20 protein-coding genes are annotated in these 19,596 nt (G+C 67.9%); 15 read left to right on the forward strand and 5 right to left on the reverse strand.

From position 1 onward, the window contains the following. Window positions 1-151: 151 nt before the first annotated feature. The 4 genes from AC1ROD_RS13070 to AC1ROD_RS13085 all read left to right on the forward strand — a co-directional run bounded on the left by AC1ROD_RS13070 (window position 152) and on the right by AC1ROD_RS13085 (window position 2,211). A complete protein-coding gene (locus AC1ROD_RS13070; protein ID WP_492948698.1) occupies window positions 152-640 on the forward strand; it encodes a hypothetical protein in 489 nt (162 codons plus the stop codon). After that, on the forward strand, window positions 640-1,116 hold the full coding sequence (locus tag AC1ROD_RS13075; protein WP_492948699.1) for a hypothetical protein: 477 nt from the start codon (window positions 640-642) through the stop codon (window positions 1,114-1,116). Before AC1ROD_RS13070 ends, AC1ROD_RS13075 begins: the two co-directional genes overlap by 1 nt. Next, a complete protein-coding gene (locus AC1ROD_RS13080; protein ID WP_492948700.1) occupies window positions 1,116-1,331 on the forward strand; it encodes a helix-turn-helix transcriptional regulator in 216 nt (71 codons plus the stop codon). The genes AC1ROD_RS13075 and AC1ROD_RS13080 overlap by 1 nt, the downstream gene beginning before the upstream one ends. A gap of 91 nt (window positions 1,332-1,422) precedes the next feature. Next, a complete protein-coding gene (locus AC1ROD_RS13085) occupies window positions 1,423-2,211 on the forward strand; it encodes an enoyl-CoA hydratase-related protein (protein ID WP_492948701.1) in 789 nt (262 codons plus the stop codon). A 9-nt stretch (window positions 2,212-2,220) separates the two neighbouring features. Here AC1ROD_RS13085 and AC1ROD_RS13090 read toward each other — a convergent pair whose 3' ends face one another. Continuing rightward, window positions 2,221-2,796, reverse strand: a complete 576-nt coding sequence (locus AC1ROD_RS13090) for a hypothetical protein (protein WP_492948702.1) — start codon at window positions 2,794-2,796, stop codon at window positions 2,221-2,223. 274 nt (window positions 2,797-3,070) lie between these two features. Between AC1ROD_RS13090 and rpsT the strand changes: the two genes are divergently transcribed. The 6 genes from rpsT to gyrB all read left to right on the forward strand — a co-directional run bounded on the left by rpsT (window position 3,071) and on the right by gyrB (window position 10,937). Then, window positions 3,071-3,340 carry a 30S ribosomal protein S20 gene (gene rpsT / locus AC1ROD_RS13095; RefSeq protein WP_207870537.1) on the forward strand — a complete coding sequence of 90 codons (270 nt, stop codon included), beginning with the start codon at window positions 3,071-3,073 and terminating at the stop codon, window positions 3,338-3,340. Between the two features lie 515 nt (window positions 3,341-3,855). Continuing rightward, window positions 3,856-5,307 (forward strand): chromosomal replication initiator protein DnaA, encoded by a 1,452-nt coding sequence (gene dnaA, locus AC1ROD_RS13100; RefSeq protein WP_492948703.1) that lies wholly within the window; start codon window positions 3,856-3,858, stop codon window positions 5,305-5,307. 207 nt (window positions 5,308-5,514) lie between these two features. Then, on the forward strand, window positions 5,515-6,633 hold the full coding sequence (gene dnaN, locus AC1ROD_RS13105) for a DNA polymerase III subunit beta (protein WP_492031473.1): 1,119 nt from the start codon (window positions 5,515-5,517) through the stop codon (window positions 6,631-6,633). Further along, entirely contained in the window at window positions 6,626-7,177 is a 552-nt protein-coding gene (locus AC1ROD_RS13110; protein WP_492948704.1) for a hypothetical protein, read from the forward strand. Before dnaN ends, AC1ROD_RS13110 begins: the two co-directional genes overlap by 8 nt. Window positions 7,178-7,196: 19 nt before the next feature. Beyond that, window positions 7,197-8,348, forward strand: coding sequence for a DNA replication/repair protein RecF (gene recF / locus AC1ROD_RS13115; RefSeq protein WP_492948705.1), 1,152 nt, complete (start codon window positions 7,197-7,199; stop codon window positions 8,346-8,348). 150 nt (window positions 8,349-8,498) lie between these two features. Beyond that, window positions 8,499-10,937, forward strand: a complete 2,439-nt coding sequence (gene gyrB / locus AC1ROD_RS13120) for a DNA topoisomerase (ATP-hydrolyzing) subunit B (protein WP_492948706.1) — start codon at window positions 8,499-8,501, stop codon at window positions 10,935-10,937. A 56-nt stretch (window positions 10,938-10,993) separates the two neighbouring features. On the opposite strand, the gene AC1ROD_RS13125 is transcribed toward gyrB, so the two are convergent. Continuing rightward, window positions 10,994-11,482, reverse strand: a complete 489-nt coding sequence (locus tag AC1ROD_RS13125) for a hypothetical protein (RefSeq protein ID WP_492948707.1) — start codon at window positions 11,480-11,482, stop codon at window positions 10,994-10,996. Window positions 11,483-11,613: 131 nt separating this feature from the next. On the opposite strand from AC1ROD_RS13125, the gene AC1ROD_RS13130 reads away from it, so the two are divergent. Then, a complete protein-coding gene (locus tag AC1ROD_RS13130; RefSeq protein WP_492948708.1) occupies window positions 11,614-12,516 on the forward strand; it encodes an alpha/beta fold hydrolase in 903 nt (300 codons plus the stop codon). Between the two features lie 15 nt (window positions 12,517-12,531). On the opposite strand, the gene recQ is transcribed toward AC1ROD_RS13130, so the two are convergent. Together recQ and AC1ROD_RS13140 are read right to left on the reverse strand one after the other, a co-directional pair. Next, complete coding sequence (gene recQ, locus AC1ROD_RS13135) at window positions 12,532-14,412, reverse strand: DNA helicase RecQ (protein WP_492948709.1); 1,881 nt, start codon at window positions 14,410-14,412, stop codon at window positions 12,532-12,534. A gap of 54 nt (window positions 14,413-14,466) precedes the next feature. Then, entirely contained in the window at window positions 14,467-15,618 is a 1,152-nt protein-coding gene (locus AC1ROD_RS13140; RefSeq protein WP_492948710.1) for a zinc-dependent alcohol dehydrogenase family protein, read from the reverse strand. Window positions 15,619-15,816: 198 nt separating this feature from the next. Between AC1ROD_RS13140 and AC1ROD_RS13145 the strand changes: the two genes are divergently transcribed. After that, window positions 15,817-16,251, forward strand: coding sequence for an acyl-CoA thioesterase (locus AC1ROD_RS13145; RefSeq protein ID WP_492948711.1), 435 nt, complete (start codon window positions 15,817-15,819; stop codon window positions 16,249-16,251). A gap of 99 nt (window positions 16,252-16,350) precedes the next feature. Beyond that, on the forward strand, window positions 16,351-17,655 hold the full coding sequence (locus AC1ROD_RS13150; RefSeq protein WP_492948712.1) for an acetamidase/formamidase family protein: 1,305 nt from the start codon (window positions 16,351-16,353) through the stop codon (window positions 17,653-17,655). On the opposite strand, the gene AC1ROD_RS13155 is transcribed toward AC1ROD_RS13150, so the two are convergent. Continuing rightward, window positions 17,637-17,840: a hypothetical protein gene (locus tag AC1ROD_RS13155; RefSeq protein WP_492948713.1), complete on the reverse strand. Its 204-nt coding sequence runs from the start codon at window positions 17,838-17,840 to the stop codon at window positions 17,637-17,639. The genes AC1ROD_RS13150 and AC1ROD_RS13155 overlap by 19 nt on opposite strands. Before the next feature lie 245 nt (window positions 17,841-18,085). Between AC1ROD_RS13155 and AC1ROD_RS13160 the strand changes: the two genes are divergently transcribed. Further along, on the forward strand, window positions 18,086-18,859 hold the full coding sequence (locus AC1ROD_RS13160) for a YebC/PmpR family DNA-binding transcriptional regulator (protein WP_492948714.1): 774 nt from the start codon (window positions 18,086-18,088) through the stop codon (window positions 18,857-18,859). Then, window positions 18,856-19,461, forward strand: a complete 606-nt coding sequence (locus AC1ROD_RS13165; RefSeq protein WP_492948715.1) for an energy transducer TonB — start codon at window positions 18,856-18,858, stop codon at window positions 19,459-19,461. Before AC1ROD_RS13160 ends, AC1ROD_RS13165 begins: the two co-directional genes overlap by 4 nt. Window positions 19,462-19,596 lie beyond the last annotated feature (135 nt).

The raw sequence follows: 19,596 nt of genomic DNA on the forward strand, positions 1-19,596 counted from the left end.
AGGGGGCGGTAAGCGCATCCATCTTGCATATCAGCGATTCCCAAATCTGGATACGGGTTTGTCAAAGACATAATGTCCAAAATACTAGACTCAATGTCTGCTCCATGAGACATCACTCCCCGCCGCCGCAGCGCGCGGTCGAGGAGGCCTCATGTCGTTTCGTGAAAAGCATCTGTGGGTCAGCATCGTCTCCAGCGTGGCGGTGTGGGGCTGGTATTTCTGGTTCGTGGCCCGGCATCTGACGGCCGGCTGGCGGACCGACGATCATTTCACCGCGACGCTCAGCATAGCTTTCCTCGGCTGTCTGATCCTGGTGGTGCTGATCGAGGCGGTTCTGACCTTCATCGCCACGGCGATCACGCCGAAGGCCGAGCGCAGGATGAAGGACGAGCGGGAGATCCACGCCGCCCTCAAGGCCAGCCACATCGCCCTGATGGCCCTGATCGGCCTGATCTTCTGCGTCTCGGCCGCCGCCTGGCTGGCCGGGGTGGTGGACGACAATATGGTGGGCGGCCGCGCGGTCTTCTCGGTCAACGGCAATCTGATGGTGGCGCTCGCCAACGTCCTTCTGGCCTGCCTCGTCCTGACCGAACTGGTGCGGGCCGGGGTGACGCTGATGCTGCTGCGGGGGCTGCGCTGATGACCGTCTCGGAGAAGAAGGCCTGGATCAGCCTGATCGTCAGCGCGGGGATCTGGAGCGGTTATGCCGGGCTGGTCGGGTGGCATGCGATGGCCGGGGACGATCTGGGACGCTGGCCGGTGGCCCTGTTCGTCGAGGCGGTGATCGTGAGCCTTACGGTTCAGTTCGGCCTGTCGCTGCTGGCCCGCTGGCGCGCCCTGTCGTGGGAGACCGGGCTGGTCGATGAGCGCGAGCGGCTGATCGAGGGGCGGGCGGCGGCTCTGGGTTATGGCGCCTTGATCGCGGTGGTCGCGGCTGTGGCCCTGACCTGCGCCCTCGTCATCGGCGTGGGTCTGCCGGTGGGGCGCTATCGGCTGGTTCCGGACGGGGCGTTGAACCCGACGGTGGTCATGGCCGGCGGCCTGCTGCTGGCCATCGTCCTGGCCGAGATGCTGAAGTCGGCGACCGTGCTGGTCCTACACCGGCGCGCCCTCTGATGGCGGCTCCCCCACCCATCAGGAACCGCATCCGCGAGCTGCGCTTTCATGCGGGCGAGATGACCCAGGCGGCGCTGGCCGAGCGGATCGGCATGACCCGCCAGACCATCGTGGCCATCGAACAGGGCAAATACTCCCCCAGCCTCGAAGCCGCCTTCCGCATCGCCCAGGTGTTCGGCGTGCCGATCACCGAAGTGTTCGAGTGGGAGGGGTAAGGGGCCGCACATTCGCGGGCCTCGCTTGCACGATCGCGGGTTTCGCGCCCCCATCCGCCTTTGTATGCAGAGCGCATACAAGGAGCCTCCGATGTCCGACGCCTACGACAACATCCTGATCGAACGCCACGCCGACGGCTATGCGGTGGTGACCCTGAACCGGCCCGAGGCGCTGAACGCCCTGAACTCGGCCCTGTTCAAGGATCTGGCCGACTTCCTCGACGCGGTCGAGCGCGACGACAGCGTGCGTTGCCTGATCCTGACCGGCTCGGGCGAGAAGGCCTTCGCCGCCGGCGCCGACATCAAGGAGATGGCGGACCAGACCTATGCCCAGATGTATGCGAACAACTACTTCGCCCTGGGCCACGACCGCATCACCCGGTTCCGGAAGCCGATCATCGCGGCGGTCAACGGCTTCGCCCTGGGCGGCGGCTGTGAGCTGGCCATGCTGTGCGACTTCATCATCGCCTCGGACAAGGCGAAGTTCGGCCAGCCGGAGATCAACCTCGGCGTCGCGCCCGGCATCGGCGGCTCGCAGCGGCTGACGCGTCTGGTCGGCAAGTCCAAGGCCATGGACATGGTTCTGACCGCCCGGATGATGGACGCCGCCGAAGCTGAGCGTGCGGGTCTGGCGTCGCGCGTCTTCCCCCATGCCGAACTGATGGACGAGGTCCGCAAGATCGCGGCCCGCATCGCGGCCCAGAGCCCGCTGGCCGTCATGGCCAACAAGGAGATGGTCAACGCCGCCCTGGAGACGACCCTGACGCAGGGCGTGCAGTTCGAGCGCCGCCTGTTCCACTCCCTGTTCGCCTTCGACGATCAGAAAGAAGGAATGGCCGCCTTCGTCGAGAAGCGGAAGCCGGAGTTCAAGGGTTCCTAGAGGGCAACCTCAGGTCCCGGGAGCCGAGGTCCCCGGACGAGCCGGCATCGACCCCGCCTCGCAGCGCGGCCGGTCGCCGCGATTGCAGGCCGCTACGGTGGCGCGCCAGTCGGCCATGGCCTTCTGGTAGCGGGCCTCCTGATCGGCGTCGTATTCGGCGCGGGACTGGGCGTTGATCTGGGCGTCGATGGCCTGGCGCTCGGTCTCAGCCTCAACGTCGGCCTTCTGTTCCTTGTACTCGTGCACTGCCTCGGAATAGGCGGCGGCGTTGGCGTGGTCGGTCTGGTCGGCCAGCTCGTTGCGCTGGGCCACCTGGGCGTTCAGCCGCTGGGTGATCGAGACCTCGACCGGGTTCTGCTCGGAATCCGGGGCCGGGGCATTGGTCTCGCCCTTGAGCTCCAGAGCCGCGTCCGTGGAGGCGGCGGCCTGGGTGCGGGTCTGCGACGCCGGGGTGGGGGCGGGCGCGCCCAGCAGGGCCGAGACATTGTCCGTCGGCGCGGGCGCGGGCGTGCTGCTCTGTTGAGCCAGAACAGGCCCGGCCAGCAGGGCCGCGACGGCGGCCAGAACAGGAGCGGTGCGTTTCATATCTCAAGATTCCTTCCGAACAGCCCCCGGGGCAAGGAAACGCGCCAGACCCCGAAAGGGCTCCACCGCCGGCTGGGCCGCGCCTCGGGTGAAGTCCGCAGGCCCGGCCCCGCTCCACGGACCGTTGCCCGGCGAGGGCGGTCGACAGGGATCGAAAAGACAGCGACGGACTCGCGTTGACCCCCGCCGCGGGTTCAGCTATAGCCGCGCCTCTTCAGATTTCCGCGCCGTGGACACTGTGCTCCGCGGCGTTTTCCGTCTCATAGGTTTACCGATGGCCAACAACGCCGGCGCCCGTAAGGCGATCCGTAAGATCGCCGCCCGCACCGAAGTCAACAAGGCGCGCCGCACGCGCGTCCGCACCTTCCTGCGCAAGTTCCAGGAAGCGGTCACGGCGGGCGACGCCGGCGCCGCCAAGGACGCCTTCATCACCGCTCAATCCGAGCTGATGCGCGCCGTCACCAAGGGCGTGGTTCACAAGAACACGGGCTCGCGCAAGGTCAGCCGTCTGGCCGCCCAGCTGAAGAAGATGTCGGCCGCCTGATAGCGGTCCGACACTCGTCAAACGGGTGACCTAACTTTAGGCCCACACCCTACGGCGAAGCTTGCGGTCTGGATGCATACGGATCGGATTTTTCCGAACCGTCATTGTAAAATCCAGTAAATTCAACGGCGAGGCAGCTTCGGTTGCCTCGCCGTTTGCACGTCTGTCGCTAACTGTTCACAGGAGAATCCATGCTCGCCTGTGGGGTGAAATCCGCATTTCCCCAAGCCGGGTTTGGATTTAGCGGAGTCAAACAATTTAAGTACGAATCGACGTTCGAATCAGCGTTGACCCTCCCGCCGCCGAGCGTAAGTTTTGGGTTCTAACGCACTTCCATCCCCACACGGATGAAGACGGCGGGAACGAGGTTCCAGTCGGCGGGAGACGTCAAACCGAGAGGCCGCACCCGGCCCGTTGAAGCGCACGCTTCGCGGGACAGGAGACTGCGTCCCTGAGTTTTGCGCCCCGGTGCGTAGCCGACCGTCAGAAGGACGTCGGGTGGTGATGACTTTTTTATGGCGGGTGGCTTAACGATGGGGGGCTTGGCAGTGACGAGCATGACGGACCCGGATCGGATCTGGACGGAGGCGGCGGGCCGTCTGCGCGCGGAAATCGGCGAAGGCCCCTTCAGCTCCTATATCGCGCCCTCGGCGGTCCGTTCGGACGGCGCCGGCCAGCTGATCCTCGTCACGCCCACCGCCTACGCCCGCGACTGGGTGCGCAAGAACGCCCTGCGTCGCATGAACGAGCTGTGGCTGGGCCTGGACGGCCTGTCGCGCCGTCTGGAAGTCCGTTGCCGGGCCGAGGTCGGCTCGCCGGCCCCGGCGACCGCTGTGGTTCAGGGCGCCGTTGACACCGTTGTCGCGTCGGCTGCGATCCCGGCCGCCACCGTGGCCCCCGTCGCCGACGGCGCCCGCGCCGTGCGCGCCGCCGGCCTGCAGGAACGCCTGACCTTCGACAGCTTCGTGGAAGGGCAGGGCAACGCCTTCGCCCTCGCCATCGCCAAACAGGTGGCCAGCTGGGCCGACGGCCATTTCAACCCGGTCTTCTTCTGCGGCCCCTACGGCTACGGCAAGACCCACCTGCTCAACGCCATCGCCTGGGAGGCCCAGCGCCTCAAGCCCGAGGCCAAGGTGGTCTATCTGACCGCCGAACGCTTCCTGTCGACCTTCGTGCGCGCCATGCAGGACCGCTCGACGGCGGCCTTCAAGGAAAGCCTGCGCTCGGCCGACATGCTGCTGCTGGACGACGTCCAGTTCGTCGGCGGCAAGGCCTCGACCCAGGAAGAACTGCTCTCGACCCTCACCGCCCTGATCGAGGACGGCAAGCGGATCGTGCTGTCGGCGGACCGCCCGCCCACCGCCCTGTCGGAAGTCGAGCCGCGCCTGCGCAGCCACCTGTCCGCCGGTCTGACCTGCCCGGTCGAGCCCGCCGACCGCGCCCTCAAGATCGCCGTCGCCCAGAACCGCCTGGCCGCCTTTGCCAAAATGGGCGTGGTCCAGGGCGAGGCGCCGCGCGAGGTGCTGGAACAGCTGGTTGACCGCACCCCGGGTTCGGTCCGCGAGCTGGAAGGCGCCGTCAACACCCTGGCCGCCGCCGCCGGATCGCGTCTGGCCTCGCTGGGCGTCGATGAGGCCGCCGGCCTGCTGGGCGCCGCCCTGCGTGGCGGACCCGAGCGCCGCATCACGGTCGACGAGATCCAGAAGACCGTCGCCGAACATTTCAACATGAAGCAGGCCGATCTGCTGTCGGAGCGCCGGACCCGCGCCATCGCCCGTCCGCGCCAGATCGCCATGTATCTGTGCAAGCAGCACACGACCCGCTCCTATCCCGATATCGGTCGTCGCTTCGGCGGGCGTGACCACACCACCGTCCTGCACGGCGTGCGCAAGATCGAGGAGCTTCTGCCCGCCGACGACCAGATCGCCCGGGACGTGGAAGCCCTGACGCGGAAACTGCGCGGATAGGGTCGAGATTCGAGGGGTGAGGGTCGAGTAAGGCCTTGCGACGGGTGTGGGGCCCGGACTTATCCACATGCCCCTCGGCCTGTTTCCTCGACCCTCGACGCTCGTCCCTCGACCCTTCCTTGCTCCCCGCAGCCAATCCGCTAGTGTCACGGGCCAATCTGTAAGGCGACGCCGCGATTCCGCGTCGCGACCGGGCGATAAGACGATATGCAGCTGACCATCGAACGATCCGCGCTCCTGAAGGCCCTCGGGCATGTGCAGAGCGTGGTCGAGCGCCGCAACACCATTCCGATCCTGTCCAATGTCCTGCTCAGCGCCGGGCGCGACAGCCTGTCGTTCGCCGCGACCGATCTGGACATGGAGATGATCGACCGCGCCGACGCCGTGGTTCAGGTCGAGGGCCAGATCACCGCCCCGGCCCACACCCTGTTCGAGATCGTGCGCAAGCTGCCGGACGGCGCCGAGGTCTCCCTGACCTACAACGGCGACGATCCGCGTCTGACGGTCTCGGCCGGCCGCTCGCGCTTCAACCTGCCGGTCCTGCCGGCGGGCGACTTCCCCGTCATGTCGACCGACGCCTCGGGCGCCCGGTTCAGCCTGATGAAGGAAGACCTAGCCCGTCTGATAGACAAGACCCGGTTCGCCGTCTCCACCGAAGAGACGCGCTACTATCTGAACGGCCTGTATCTGCACACGGTCGCGGACAACGGCATCCCGCTGCTGCGCGCCGTGGCCACCGACGGCCACCGTCTGGCCCTGGCCGAGACCCCGGCCCCCGAGGGCGCCGCGGGCGGTCCGGGCGTGATCGTGCCGAGGAAGACCGTGGATCAGGTCCGTCGCCTGCTGGACGACGGCGCAGGGCCCGTCGAGGTCCAGGTCTCGCCCCAGAAGATCCGTTTCGAGTTCGGCCAGGCCTCCCTGACCTCCAAGGTCATCGACGGCGCCTTCCCCGACTATATGCGCGTCATTCCCAAGGGGAACGACAAGCAGGCCGACATCGACAACGCCATGTTCTCCAAGGCCGTCGACCGCGTGGCCACCATCTCGGCCGAGAAGAGCCGGTCGGTGAAGCTGGCCTTCGAGCTGGACCGCGTCACCCTGACGGTGCGCAACATGGAGGCCGGGCAGGGCGTCGAGGAGGTCGAGATCGGCTATTCCGAAGAGCCCTTCGAGATCGGCTTCAACGCCCGCTACCTGCTGGACGTCGCCGGCCAGATCACCGGTGAGAACGCCACCTTCATGTTCGCCGACCCGGCCTCGCCCACGCTGGTCCTCGATCCGGGTGATCCGGGCGTTCAGTATGTGCTGATGCCGCTGCGTGTCTGACGACGAAGGCGTCGCGCTTCTGGTCATTCGCACGGCGCGATGGCGGACCCTTGCGAGCATGGCGACATCCGTGATCGGCGTCGCCGTCATTTTCGGTGTTTGGGGTTGGGTCGCCAACATCATCGGTTTTCGGAGAAGCCTGACCATGATGGCGGCTGATCCGTTCAGTGCGGTGACAACGAGCTTCGTCGCGCTGCTGGCTCTCTCGCTTGTGGGCCATTCCGTCTACCGCCACTTCCATCGCGATACCCTGACCCTGAGTGACAAGGGCTTCCGGTTCCGGATGCCGGAGCGAGGGCGGTTTGTGCGTTGGTCCGACGTGAAGCGGTTCCGGGTCGAACGCCCGAAGGACAGCATGTATTCCGTGGTCGGGTGGGACCACCAGGATGACGCTCTCAGCGGTAACCCGGTCTGGCAAAATCCCAATCTGGAGGACGTTCGGAAGACGACATTGGACGCCGAAATCGGATACTACTGGGAGGGAGGCGCCGAGGCTGTCTGCGTCACGCTGGAGCAATGGCGCAAACGCTACGGCGGATCATGACACGCGACCTGACCCGGCGATGGGACGCTCTGTGATCACCGCCCTCACCCTCACCGACTTCCGCTCCTATGCGAGCGCGACCCTGCCTGTGGGGGCGGGGCCGGTGGTACTGCATGGGCCGAACGGGGCGGGCAAGACCAATCTGCTGGAAGCGCTCAGCCTGTTCACGCCCGGGCGCGGCCTGCGCGGGGCGACAGCGGTGGAGATGGGGCGGCGCGAGCCCGGCGAGGCCGGCGGCCGGGCCTGGGCCGTGGCCCTGACGCTGGACGCCGGCGACGGCGACGAGATCCGGCTGGGCACCGGGGTCCAGTCGGCGGGCGCGGCGCGGCGCATCGTGCGCATCGACGGGGAGACGGCGCCGCCTGGGCGGCTGCTCGATTATCTTCGGCCTGTCTGGGCGACGCCCGAGCAAGACCGGCTGTTCTCCGACGCCCGCGCCGAGCGGCTGAAATTCTTCGACCGGCTGGTCTTCGCGGCGAACCCCGCCCATGCGGCGACGGTCTCGGCCTATGAGAAGGCCCTGCGGGAGCGGCTGCGGCTGCTGACCGACGGCGCCGAGGGGCGGGAGGCCGATCCCCTGTGGCTCGATGCGCTGGAGCTGCGGCTGGCCGAGAACGGGGCCAGGGCCGCCATGGCCCGTGCGAGCGCTCTGGAGACCCTGCAGGCCGGCATCGACGCCCGCGGCGACCGTCCCTTCCCCCAGGCCGATCTGGGCCTCTCCGGCGAGGCCGAGGGGCTGGCTGTGTCGGGCGCCGACGAAGCCGCCATCGCCGCCGTGATCCGCGAGGGGATGGTCCGCTCGCGCGGCCGCGACGCCGCCGCCGGACGGTCGCTGTACGGCCCGCACCGCTCGGACCTGACCGCCCTGCACCGCGAGAAGAACCGGCCCGCCGCCGAGGGCTCTTCGGGGGAGCAGAAGGCGCTGGTCCTGAACCTGATCCTGGCCCAGATCGTGCGGTTGAAATCCGAGGGCGGGGCGTCTCCCGTCCTGCTCCTCGACGAGGCCCCGGCCCACCTCGACGCCAACCGCCGCGCGGCCCTGTTCGACGAGATCGTCGCCCTGAATTTGCAGGCCTTCATGACCGGCACGGAGGCCGCCCTGTTCGAGGATTTGCAGGGCCGCGCGCGCTTCGTCCGGGTCGAGGGCGGCAGCCTTTCGACCGAGGGCTGAACCCTCCGCTTTCCCTCGCTTTTCGTGGGGCTTTTCCTATATAAACGACAGATCGAGTCCGCCTGAATCGGCGGGTCTCTGAAAGCTCTTCCCTGCGGGCCGGATGGCCGTTCGCCATCCCCTTGGACGCCCGCGTCTCCGGACGATTGAATGACCGACCAGAACGAAAACGCCCGTCACGAAGATACGGCCGAAGAAGCCGCCTACGGTGCGGAATCCATCAAGGTTCTCAAGGGGCTGGATGCTGTCCGCAAACGCCCCGGCATGTATATCGGCGACACCGACGACGGCTCCGGCCTGCACCACATGGTCTATGAAGTCGTCGACAACGCCATCGACGAGGCCCTGGCCGGTCACGCCGACCTGGTCGAGGTGATCCTGAACGCCGACGGCTCGGTCACCGTGACCGACAACGGCCGCGGCATCCCGGTCGACATCCACGCCGAGGAAGGCGTCTCGGCGGCCGAGGTCATCATGACCCAGCTGCACGCCGGCGGTAAGTTCGACCAGAACTCCTACAAGGTCTCCGGCGGTCTGCACGGCGTCGGCGTCTCGGTGGTGAACGCCCTGTCGGACTGGCTGAAGCTGGTCATCTTCCGCAACGGCAAACGCCACGAGATGAAGTTCGAGCGCGGCGACACCGTCGAGAGCCTGAAGGTCACCGGCGACGCCCCCCTGCGCGACAACGGCAAGGTGCTGTCGGGCACCCAGGTCACCTTCTATCCGTCGGTGACGACGTTCAGCCATATCGACTTCGACCTGAAGACGCTGGAGCACCGCCTGCGCGAGCTGGCCTTCCTGAACTCGGGCGTGGTCATCAAGCTGCAGGACCATCGCGGCGCCGAGCCGATCGACATCCTGCTGCACTACGAGGGCGGGGTCGAAGCCTTCGTGCGCCACCTCGACAAGTCCAAGACCCCCCTGATGAAGGACGTGATCGTCATCAAGGGCAAGAAGGACAATATCGAGATCGACATGGCCCTGTGGTGGAATGACTCCTACCACGAGACGATGTTGTGCTTCACCAACAACATCCCCCAGCGCGACGGCGGCACCCACCTGTCGGCCTTCCGCACCAGCCTGACGCGGGTCATGGGCGCCTATATGGAAAGCTCGGGCGCGCTCAAGAAGGAGAAGGTCGCGCCGTCGGGCGAGGATGCCCGCGAAGGCCTGACCTGCGTCCTGTCGGTCAAGGTGCCGGATCCGAAATTCTCGTCGCAAACCAAGGACAAGCTGGTTTCGTCCGAGGTGCGTCCGGCCGTCGAGGGCCTGTGCACCGAGGGCCTGTCGCAGTGGTTCGAGGAACACCCCGTCGAGGCCAAGGCCATCGTCTCCAAGATCATCGAGGCGGCCTCCGCCCGTGAGGCGGCGCGCAAGGCCCGCGACCTGACCCGGCGCAAGTCGGCGCTGGATATCTCCAGCCTGCCCGGCAAGCTGGCCGACTGCCAAGAACGCGATCCCGCCAAGTCCGAACTGTTCATCGTCGAGGGCGATTCCGCCGGCGGCTCGGCCAAACAGGCCCGCAACCGCGAGAACCAGGCCGTCCTGCCCCTGCGCGGCAAGATCCTGAACGTCGAGCGCGCCCGCTTCGACCGGATGCTGTCCTCGGACCTGATCGGCACGCTTATTCTGGCGCTCGGCACCGGCATCGGCCGCGACGACTTCAACGCCGACAAGCTGCGCTATCACAAGATCATTCTGATGGCCGACGCCGACGTCGACGGCGCCCACATCCGGACCCTGTTGCTGACCTTCTTCTATCGTCAGATGCCGGAGCTGATCGAACGCGGCCACGTCTATATCGCCCAGCCGCCGCTCTATAAGGTCTCCAAGGGCAAGAACTCGCGTTACCTCAAGGACCAGGCCGAGATGGACTCCTACCTCATCGAGGAAGGGTCTTCGGAAGCCGAGCTGGACCTGGCCAGCGGAGAGCGCCGCACCGGTCAGGACCTGCAGGCCCTGGTCCGCGAGGCCAAGGCCTTCAAGGCCCTGGTCGACCGCCTGTCGCAACGCGCCCCGGCCTTCGCGGTCGAGCAGTCGGCCCTGGCCGGCCTGTTCGCCGAGGATCATGGGGATCCGGCCGCGGCGGCCGCCCGCCTGAACCTCTACGCCGAAGAAGGCGACGGCGACTGGTCGGGCGAGCCGGGCGTGCAGGGGGCGGTGGTGTTCAACCGTGTCCGCCGCGCCGTCTCGGAAACGATCGTGCTGGAAGAGGCCCTGCTGCGCTCGCTGGACGCCCGCCGTCTGGCCGAAAGGGCCCTGTCGTTCGAAGGCGTGTTCGACAAGCCCGCCGTCTATCGCCGCAAGGACAAGTCCACGACCATTCGCGGGCCGATCGACCTGCTGAACGCGGTGCTCGACGCGGGCAAGAAGGGTCTGGCGATCCAGCGCTATAAGGGTCTGGGCGAGATGAACCCTGAACAGCTGTGGGAGACCACGCTGGACGCCAACGCCCGCACCCTCCTGAAGGTCTCGGTCGAGCACCAGGAAGACGCCGACGACCTGTTCGCCAAGCTGATGGGCGATGTGGTGGAACCGCGCCGCGAGTTCATCCAGGCCAACGCTCTGGATGCAGCCGTCGACGTCTGATCAACACCGAAAGACGATCCGCAGGCCGGGCTTGCGGATCGTTTCCGGCTCTTCGCCTAATGCCGTCCGGCGTCGATGAAGGCCTTGATCGACGGATAGGTTGGCGTCGCGCGGTCACCGTCGCAGACCAGCTGGGCCAGATAGGCGTCGCGGGTTTCCGGCGCATAGGGGGCCCATTCCTCGGCATCGTCGAAGCGATCGGTCTGGACGCCGTTGGGGCCGTATTCGACCGAATAGACGAGCCGCGACTGTTTGGCCGAGCAACGGACCTCGATCTGGTCGGCGGCGTAGCTGTAGTCGCCGGGAGCGCCGTTCAGCGGGACCTTGGCCACGCTGACGCTGACGACGTCGCCGGTCGTGACGAAGCCGTTGACGTTGGCCATGTAAATCTTGACCGCGCTGCGGGAGAACGGGTTCCAGTCCTCCGTCGACGCCATGGTCTCGGCCGGAGCGGGCGTAGCGGCCGGGGCCGCATCCTGGGCCATGGCGGCTCCGCCGGCGGTCAGGCCGATCGTGAGCGCCGTGATTTGCAAAAGCGTCTTCATATGGTGTTTTCCCCATCTCTCCCTGACGTGGCGGAATATCATCCCTGTCCGGGACCGTTTGCAAGCGCCCCGGAGAGCGCCGAAATACGGAGATGAGCGACTTCGGCCATGTTCGCGCGTTACGTCAGCCCATGACCCGATGGCTGCTACTTTTCCTTGTCTTTCTGAGCGGACCGGCGCTGGCCCGGACCCCCTATCCGCCCGCGTCCCAGGCGGTTTCCCAGCCGGTGTTCCAGTCCGACCGGATCGTGGTCGAGAGCCGGGGACAGGGGCCGGATGTGATCCTGATTCCCGGCCTGGCCTCGACCGGCGAGGTGTGGCGGCGCACGGCGGACCGGTTGGACGACCGCTATCGTGTTCACCTGATCTCGTTGCGCGGCTTCGGCCAGATCCCGGCGGGGGCCAACGCCCAGGGAACGGTCATCGGGCCCGTCGCCAGTGAGATCCGTCGCTACATCGCCTTCCAGCACATGAACCGTCCGGCCGTCGTGGGCCACTCGATGGGCGGGCTGATCGCCCTGAGGATGGCGGCCGACGCCCCCGGCCAGATCGGCCGGGTGATGGTGGTGGACGCCGCCCCCTTCTTCCCGTCGCTAATCAGCGCGGGCGCCACGGTCGGGGATGTCGAGCCCCTGGCGCGGATCGCCTACCAGGCCCTGATGTTCCTGGGCGACGAGGCCCTGCGCCAGCAGGGGACCGCGATCGGCGACCAGCTGGGCGGGGCGTCGGACAGTCTGTTCAGCTCCATGGGCTGGCAGGGCGGCGACCGGGCCATGCTGGCCCAGAGCCTGTATGAGGTCATGACCACCGACCTGCGTCACCGCCTGCCGGACATCACGGCTCCGGTGACGGTCGTCTATGGCTGGAGCCCCGACGACGCCTCACCGCGCGCCCACGTCGATGGCCTGTTCCGCGCCAGCTACGCCAGCCTGCGCAGCCCTGCGACCTTCGAACGGATCGAGGGGGCCGAGCATATGGTCATGCTGGACCGGCCGACGGCGTTTTACGCGGCGCTGGACCGGTTCCTGGACTAGCCGTCAGCCCTGACCTCAGCCTTGGGCGGCCAGCGCCTCAAGCAACCCCTTGCCGTAGCGGTCCAGCTTGGACTGGCCGACGCCGGAGACGGCGCCGAGGGCCTCCAGCGAGCCCGGCTCGACGAGGGCGATCTCCAGCAGGGTCTTGTCCTGGAAGATGACATAGGGCGGGACGTGCTGTTCGGCGGCGCGGTCGCGGCGCCAGGCCCGCAGGGTCTCGAAGCGGGCGCGGACGTCGGCGTCCAGGGCCTCGACGGCGGCGTTGCGGTCATTGCGGGCGCGGCGGGGCTCGGCCCGGCCGGTGAGCGAGGCGGCGGGAACGCGGCGCACCTCGATGGCCCGCTCGCCGCGGTAGACGGCGCGGACGGCCTCGGGATCGCCGAGACCGACCAGCGGCTTGCCGTCATTGGGGTCTTCCAGCAGCAGGCCCTCGAACAGCAGGTGGTCGACGATGTCGCGCCAGCCGTTCTGGGAGACGTCCTGACCGATGCTCCAGGTGGAGAGGTCGCTCTCCCAGGGCTGGACGTCCTTGGTCTTGCCCAGCAGGTGATCGATGACGCGGTTGCGGCCGAAGCGTCCGCCGAGGCGCTGGACGGCGGCGAGCGCCTTCTGGGCCTGGACGGTGGCGTCATAGAGGGCGGGCGGATCGATGCAGACGTCGCAGACGCCGCAGACGCCGGCGTCGGTCTCTCCGAAATAACGTCGCACGGCCTGGGGGCGGCAGATCGCGCCGTCCAGCATGGCGAACAGGCGACGCGCCTTGCCCACCTGCACCGCCTTGACCTCTTCGGGCATGGGGCGGCTGTCGAGGCGGCGCAGGTTCCAGGCGATGTCGGAGGGGCCGTAGAGGGTGATGCCCTCGGCCGGTTCGCCGTCGCGTCCGGCCCGGCCGATCTCTTGCCAGTAAGCCTCCAGCGAGCCGGGCGGATCGGCGTGGATGACGAAGCGGACGTCGGCCTTGTCCACCCCCATGCCGAAGGCGATGGTGGCGACCATGACGGCGCCTTCCTCGGCGAGGAAGCGGGCGAGGCGGCGGTCGCGATCGTCCGTGCCCATGCCGGCGTGATAGGCGATAGCGTTGGTCCCGGCGTCTCTCAGGGCCTGGGCGACACGGTCGCAGCCGTCGCGCGAGCCGCAGTAGACGACGCCCGACTTGCCGCGCCGCTGACGCACCAGATCGATGACGGCGGCGTCGGTGCGGGCGCGCGAAGCGTTTTCCTTGCGCACGGCCGAGAGCTGCAGGTTCGGGCGGGCGAAGCTGTCGACGAAGACCTCGGCCGCGTCGAGGCGTAGGGAGCGGACGATGTCCTCGCGGGTGCGGGCGTCGGCGGTGGCGGTGACGGCGATGCGCGGCACGCCCGGAAACAGCTCGGCCAACTTGCCCAGGGTCCGGTAGTCGGGGCGGAAGTCGTGACCCCATTGGGAAACGCAGTGGGCCTCGTCGATGGCGATCAGGCTGAGTGGAAGCTCGTGCAGCCGGTCGATCAGATGCGGCTGGGCCAGACCTTCGGGCGAGACATAGAGCAGGTCCAGCTCACCCGCGCGGGCGGCGCGCCAGATGGCCGAGCGGTCGTCCATGGAGACGCCGGAATCGAGGCGGGCGGCGGCGACGCCCTGCTGCTTCAGCGCCTCAACCTGATCGGTCATCAGGGCGATCAGGGGCGAGACGACGAGGCCGAGGCCCGGGCGCAGGATGGCCGGGATCTGGTAGCAGACCGACTTGCCGCCGCCGGTCGGCAGGACGGCGAGGACGTCGCGCCCCACCAGGGCCTCGGCGACGACATCGGCCTGAAGCCCGCGGAAGTCGGGGTGGCCCCAGACGCGGTGCAGCAGCTCGCGCGCGTCATCCATGCCTGCCGGGGCAGACGTCGGGAGGGTGGCGGATTCGGCGGGCATCGCGCGCTTGTGCCCGATCCGTTCCGGGGTGTCACGCCGGGACTGGGCGTGGGATCAGGCCTCGAAGGTCACGATCTGGCGCACCACCTGACCGGCGTGCAGGCGATCGAAGCCCTCGTTGATCTGATCCAGCGGAATCTTGCCGCTCATTAGCCTGTCCACGGGCAGCCGGCCCTGACGATAGAGGGCGACGTAGCGGGGGATGTCGCGGCTGGGCACGCAGGTGCCGATGTAGGAGCCCTTGAGCGTCCGCTCCTCGCCCACGAGTGACACGACATTGACCGGCAGGGCGGCGTCGGGTGGGGGCAGGCCGGCGGTGACCGTAGTGCCGCCGCGTCGGGTCATGCGCCAGGCGGCGTCGAGCGCCCGAACGGAGCCGGCCATCTCGAAGACGAAGTCGGCGCCGCCGTTCGTCAGCTTGCGGACCTGTTCGACCGCGTCCGGATCGGCGGCGTTGACCGTCTGGACGGGTCCGAGGGTGCGGGCCAGCGTTAGCTTGTCTTCGGACAGGTCCACCGCGATGACGGGCGAGGCTCCCGAGGCCAGGGCGCCGAGGACGCTGGCGAGGCCGACGCCGCCGAGGCCGACGACGACGGCGCTCTGGCCCGCGCGAACGCCCGCCGTGTTCACAACGGCGCCGACGCCGGTCAGGACGGCGCAGCCGAACAGGGCGGCCTCGTCGAGCGGCAACTCGGGATCGACCTTCACCAGCGACCGGCGCGAGACGACGGCGCGGTCTGCGAAGGCGGAACAGCCGAGGTGGTGGTTCAGGGCCTCCGCCCCCCCATCATGAGAAATGTGATGGATGCGCTTGCCGCCCGAGAGCAGCTCGCCCTTGCCGTTGGCGACGGCGCCGGGTTCGCACAGGGCGGGGCGACCCTCGGCGCACGGGTTGCAGTGGCCGCAGGACGGCATGAAGACCATCACCACATGATCGCCGACGGCCAGGTCGGTGATCCCGTCGCCCAGCGCCTCGACCACGCCGGCGGCCTCGTGACCCAGGGCCATGGGCAGGGGGCGGGGCCGGTCGCCGTTGATGACGCTGAGATCGGAGTGGCACAGGCCCGCCGCCTTGATCGCCACCAGCACCTCGCCTGGGCCGGGCGGATCGAGGGTGACGGTTTCGACCGCCAACGGACGACTGTCGGCATAGGGGTGGGCGGCGCCCATGGCGCGGAGAACGGCGGCTCGGCTGGTGATCGTCATCTGGCGGCCTCGTGATCGATGACCTCTCGATAGGCGCTTGACGCAGCGTCGGCCAAGCCCGAGCGTCGTTCCGCGAACAGCTCCGCTGTCGGGACGTCCCCCGGTTTGTCCCGCCAGAGGCAAGAAACCCCCTGCGCTCAATCAGCGAGGCTCCGCGAGCCGAGCGCTAGCGCACTAAAAAAGAGGACGAGGAAACCTATGGCGATCCGGGAAGAAGGGCCTCTGGCCGATCGGGCGACCTACAAGGCCTTCCACATGGTCTCGACCCGCTGGGCCGACAACGACCAGTACGGCCATATCAACAACGCCAAATTCTACGAGTTCGTGGACTCGGCGGTGAACGCTCATCTGATCATCGCCGACGCCCTGACGGAATCGATCGGCCTGGTGGTCGACAGCGGCTGCCGATACACCTCGTCCCTGGCGTTTCCGGATGTGATCGAGGTCGGGATCAAGGTCGACCACGTCGGCAATTCGAGCGTGAAATACGGCTTCGCCGTCTTCCGCCGCGGCGTCAGCGTCCCCGCCGCCATCGGCCATTTCGTCCACGTCTACGTCGACGCCCAGACCCGCCGGCCCAAGCCACTGCCAGACAAGCTCCGGGCCGTGGTCGAGAACCTGAAGGCCGGCTGAGACGCTCCTCCGCCTGCATTGCTGAAGGTTCACTTGCCGGACGACGCTACACCTGTAGCGTTGATCTGACCCCGTTCCGGGGGCGGAGAGAGGTGCGGGATGCGGTATTGGCTGATGGGTGTGACGGCTGCGGCCATGGTTGCGTCTCCCGCTTCGGCCGCGCCGGAGACCTGGCTGTTGTCGGTCGATCGGTGGGGTAATGCGGAGCATTCAGCCCTGACGCTGGGGACCTCGGGCCGCGTCCTGACCGGGCAACTGGACGGCTGGACGGTCAGCGGACGCAAGGACGGCGAGAGGCTGACCTTCACCGCCACCGACAGCGACGGGGATGTGCGCCGGTTCGAGGGGACGGCGCATGACGGCGTCCTGACCGGCTGGGCCGACTATGAGGACACTTCGAACACGGGCGCGCGGGTACGCCATGCGGTCAGCGGGCGTCGGCTGGCGATGCCGGAAGGACCACCGGGACCGCGGACCTACGACCCCCGGACCTTCTCCAACACCTTCACCGCCGATCTGGCGCCGGTCATGGTCATCCAGCCGGGCGATGTGGTGACGACCCGGACTGTCGATTCCGGCGGGGTGGATGAGCGGGGCCGCACGGTCGCTCTGTACGGCAATCCCCAGACCGGACCCTTCTTCGTCGTGGGGGCGAAGGCGGGGGATGTGCTGGCGATCCATATCCGCAAGCTGTCGCTGAACCGGGACTGGGCCGACAGCCTGGACGGCTTCTCCGGGCGTGCGATGTCGCAAGGATTGGCGCGGGTTCCGGACCTGGGCGCGCGGGTGCGATGGCGGCTGGACCGTCAGACGGGAACGGCGCGGCTGGAAAATCCGCCCGAGGGTCTGAAGGACTATGTCGTGCCGGTGCGGCCCATGCTGGGCGGACTGGGCGTGGCGCCGGACTTCGGCTTTCCGGCCCAGTCGGCGGGCGATACGGGGCGGCACGGCGGCAATATGGACCTGAATGCGATCGGCGAGGGCGCGACCGTCTATCTGCCCGTGTTCCAGCCCGGCGCCATGCTGTTCCTGGGCGACGGCCATGCCCTGCAGGGCGACGGGGAAACGACCCAGTGGGCGCTGGAGACCTCGCTGGACGTCGAGTTCAGCGTCGAGATTCTGCCGGCCCGGCCGCTGTCGTCACCGCGCGTCGAGACGGCGGACCGGATCACGGTGCTGGGGCAGGCGCCGTCGCTGGACGAGGCCGTGCGCGCCGCGACCGGGGGCATGGTCCAGTGGCTGCAGCAGGACTACGGGCTGACCGTGTCCGAGGCCTCTATGATCCTGGGCACCGCAGCGGAGTATCGGGTCGCGACCCTGGCCGGGCGCAATGCAGGCCTGAGTCTCAGCCTCGATAAGGCCCGACTGGAGGGACTGAAGCGGGTTCAGTCCTCGTCGAGGTAGCGGGCGAGGAGCACGGCGCCGACGGCGGTGACAACGCCCAGTGCAAATGCGGCGACGATGGAGCCGGTGGCCACGGCGGTCGAAACGGTGACGGGGCGCGCCTCATACCATTCGACGATGTCGGCCTCGTCCAGATCGTCGTCTTCGTAACCGGCGGCTTCGGCGGCGTAATCGGGTCCGGTCATGGGAAAACTCTTTCTTGGGGCGCTAACGCTCGCGACGCGGTCGCTCGCTGCTTGAGCGCCGGGGCGTCAGCGCGATGGTGATGCCTTAATCCAAATCAGACTTGGCGGTTCCGTCATTCGCGTGCAACGGGCGCCTGTCGTGACAGTCGGTCGCGCATCGGCTAGAGGCGGCGGCTCTACAGCGCGGCGCTCAAGCAGCGAGCGACCGCGTTGCAAGCGATAGCGCCCACTACCAAGAGACTTCCATGGCCGGCCATTCCAAGTTCAAGAACATCATGCACCGCAAGGGTCGCGCCGATGCGGTGCGCTCCAAGCTGTTCTCCAAACTGTCGCGCGACATCACCGTGGCCGCCAAGAACGGCATGCCCGATCCGGCCCTGAACCCGCGTCTGCGTCTGGCCATCAACAACGCCAAGGCCGAGAGCCTGCCCAAGGACGTGATCGCCCGCGCCATCAACAAGGCCGCCGGCGGCGACGTCGATACGATGGAAGAGGTCCGCTACGAGGGCCGCGGCCCCGGCGGCGTCGGCATCATCGTCGAGGCCCTGACCGACAACCGCAACCGCGCGGCGTCGAACATCGGCGCGGCCTTCAAGAAGAACGGCGGCGCCCTGAGCGAGATGAACTCGGTCGCCTTCATGTGGGATAAGGTCGGCCAGATCATCTACAAGGCCGAGGCCGGTACCGAGGACGCGGTCATGGAGGCCGCCATCGAGGCCGGCGCCCAGGACGTCGAGAGCGATCTGGTCAAGCCCGACATCTATGAGGACGCGCCGGGTCACACGATCTGGACCAGCTTCGAGGACCTGAACGACGTCGCCGAGGCCATGTCCAAGGTGCTGGGCGATCCCAAGTCGACTGCAATCGTCTGGAAGCCCCAGTCTGAGGTGCCGGTCTCCGGCGAGCAAGTGGCGACCCTGCTGAAACTGCTCGACGCCCTGGACGCCGAGGACGACGTTTCCTCCGTCTATTCCAACGAGGACATCTCGGACGAAGACCTGGCGAAATACGCCGGGTGACGACGCCGGGGGGCGATATCGGGGAGGCGACGGCGGCGGAGACTTCAGCCGCTGCGCCGCGCCGTGGCTTCGACGGGGTGGCCGTCCTGGCGTGGATCGGTGCCATCCTGTTTGTCATCGCCCTTCCGGTTCTGGCGATCGTCGCCGTTGTGGCCATCGGGTCGCGGCAGCCCGAATTCGCCGGCCAGTGGGCCGAGATCGCCGACGTCTTCTCCGGCAAGGACGAAGTCCTGGCGACACCGCTTCCGGGGCGCCCGCCCCGAACCTGGTCGGACAAGGCCGGGAAGGATCGCCCAAAACGTCGGGAGACCGACGCGCCCACCGTCATCGCCAATCCCTCGTGGGTGGTGCGGCCGGCGGCTGAATTTCCACGGCTCGCCTACAGGCAGGGCGTCAAGGCGGGGCGGGTCGAGCTGCAGTGCCCGGTCGAAGCCGACGGGACCATTCCCTCCTGCTGGATTCTCAGCGAGACCCCGGCCGGCGCGGGTTTCGGCCAGGCGGCGGTGAACGGGGCGGTTCGGGCGCGTCTCACGCCCCGCACCGTCGATGGCGTTGCGACCAACGGCATGGTCCGGTTCGCGGTGAACTTCCGCCTGGGATAGGGCGCGGATTGTCCCGTCTGCGGGGCCGATTGTCCCCAGACCCGCGGAGTTCCCCGTATCGACTCGCCGGTAGGCGGAAGTTAACGTTTGGTTGAAGGGGGCGCCGGGAGTCCGATTCGTTTGAAGGCCTTGTCA

This window comes from Brevundimonas sp. GW821-FHT12E07 (assembly GCF_058807035.1).

Coding starts and splice junctions, on each gene's coding strand:
- AC1ROD_RS13085 (WP_492948701.1), top strand. CDS start 1,423: ATGTCCGACGCCTACGACAACATCCTGATCGAACGCCACGCCGACGGC.
- AC1ROD_RS13150 (WP_492948712.1), top strand. CDS start 16,351: ATGCGGTATTGGCTGATGGGTGTGACGGCTGCGGCCATGGTTGCGTCT.
- dnaA (WP_492948703.1), top strand. CDS start 3,856: ATGGCGGGTGGCTTAACGATGGGGGGCTTGGCAGTGACGAGCATGACG.
- gyrB (WP_492948706.1), top strand. CDS start 8,499: ATGACCGACCAGAACGAAAACGCCCGTCACGAAGATACGGCCGAAGAA.
- AC1ROD_RS13080 (WP_492948700.1), top strand. CDS start 1,116: ATGGCGGCTCCCCCACCCATCAGGAACCGCATCCGCGAGCTGCGCTTT.
- AC1ROD_RS13130 (WP_492948708.1), top strand. CDS start 11,614: ATGACCCGATGGCTGCTACTTTTCCTTGTCTTTCTGAGCGGACCGGCG.
- recF (WP_492948705.1), top strand. CDS start 7,197: ATGGGACGCTCTGTGATCACCGCCCTCACCCTCACCGACTTCCGCTCC.
- dnaN (WP_492031473.1), top strand. CDS start 5,515: ATGCAGCTGACCATCGAACGATCCGCGCTCCTGAAGGCCCTCGGGCAT.
- AC1ROD_RS13075 (WP_492948699.1), top strand. CDS start 640: ATGACCGTCTCGGAGAAGAAGGCCTGGATCAGCCTGATCGTCAGCGCG.
- rpsT (WP_207870537.1), top strand. CDS start 3,071: ATGGCCAACAACGCCGGCGCCCGTAAGGCGATCCGTAAGATCGCCGCC.
- AC1ROD_RS13140 (WP_492948710.1), bottom strand. CDS start 15,618: ATGACGATCACCAGCCGAGCCGCCGTTCTCCGCGCCATGGGCGCCGCC.
- AC1ROD_RS13125 (WP_492948707.1), bottom strand. CDS start 11,482: ATGAAGACGCTTTTGCAAATCACGGCGCTCACGATCGGCCTGACCGCC.
- AC1ROD_RS13090 (WP_492948702.1), bottom strand. CDS start 2,796: ATGAAACGCACCGCTCCTGTTCTGGCCGCCGTCGCGGCCCTGCTGGCC.
- AC1ROD_RS13070 (WP_492948698.1), top strand. CDS start 152: ATGTCGTTTCGTGAAAAGCATCTGTGGGTCAGCATCGTCTCCAGCGTG.
- AC1ROD_RS13145 (WP_492948711.1), top strand. CDS start 15,817: ATGGCGATCCGGGAAGAAGGGCCTCTGGCCGATCGGGCGACCTACAAG.
- recQ (WP_492948709.1), bottom strand. CDS start 14,412: ATGCCCGCCGAATCCGCCACCCTCCCGACGTCTGCCCCGGCAGGCATG.
- AC1ROD_RS13160 (WP_492948714.1), top strand. CDS start 18,086: ATGGCCGGCCATTCCAAGTTCAAGAACATCATGCACCGCAAGGGTCGC.
- AC1ROD_RS13155 (WP_492948713.1), bottom strand. CDS start 17,840: ATGACCGGACCCGATTACGCCGCCGAAGCCGCCGGTTACGAAGACGAC.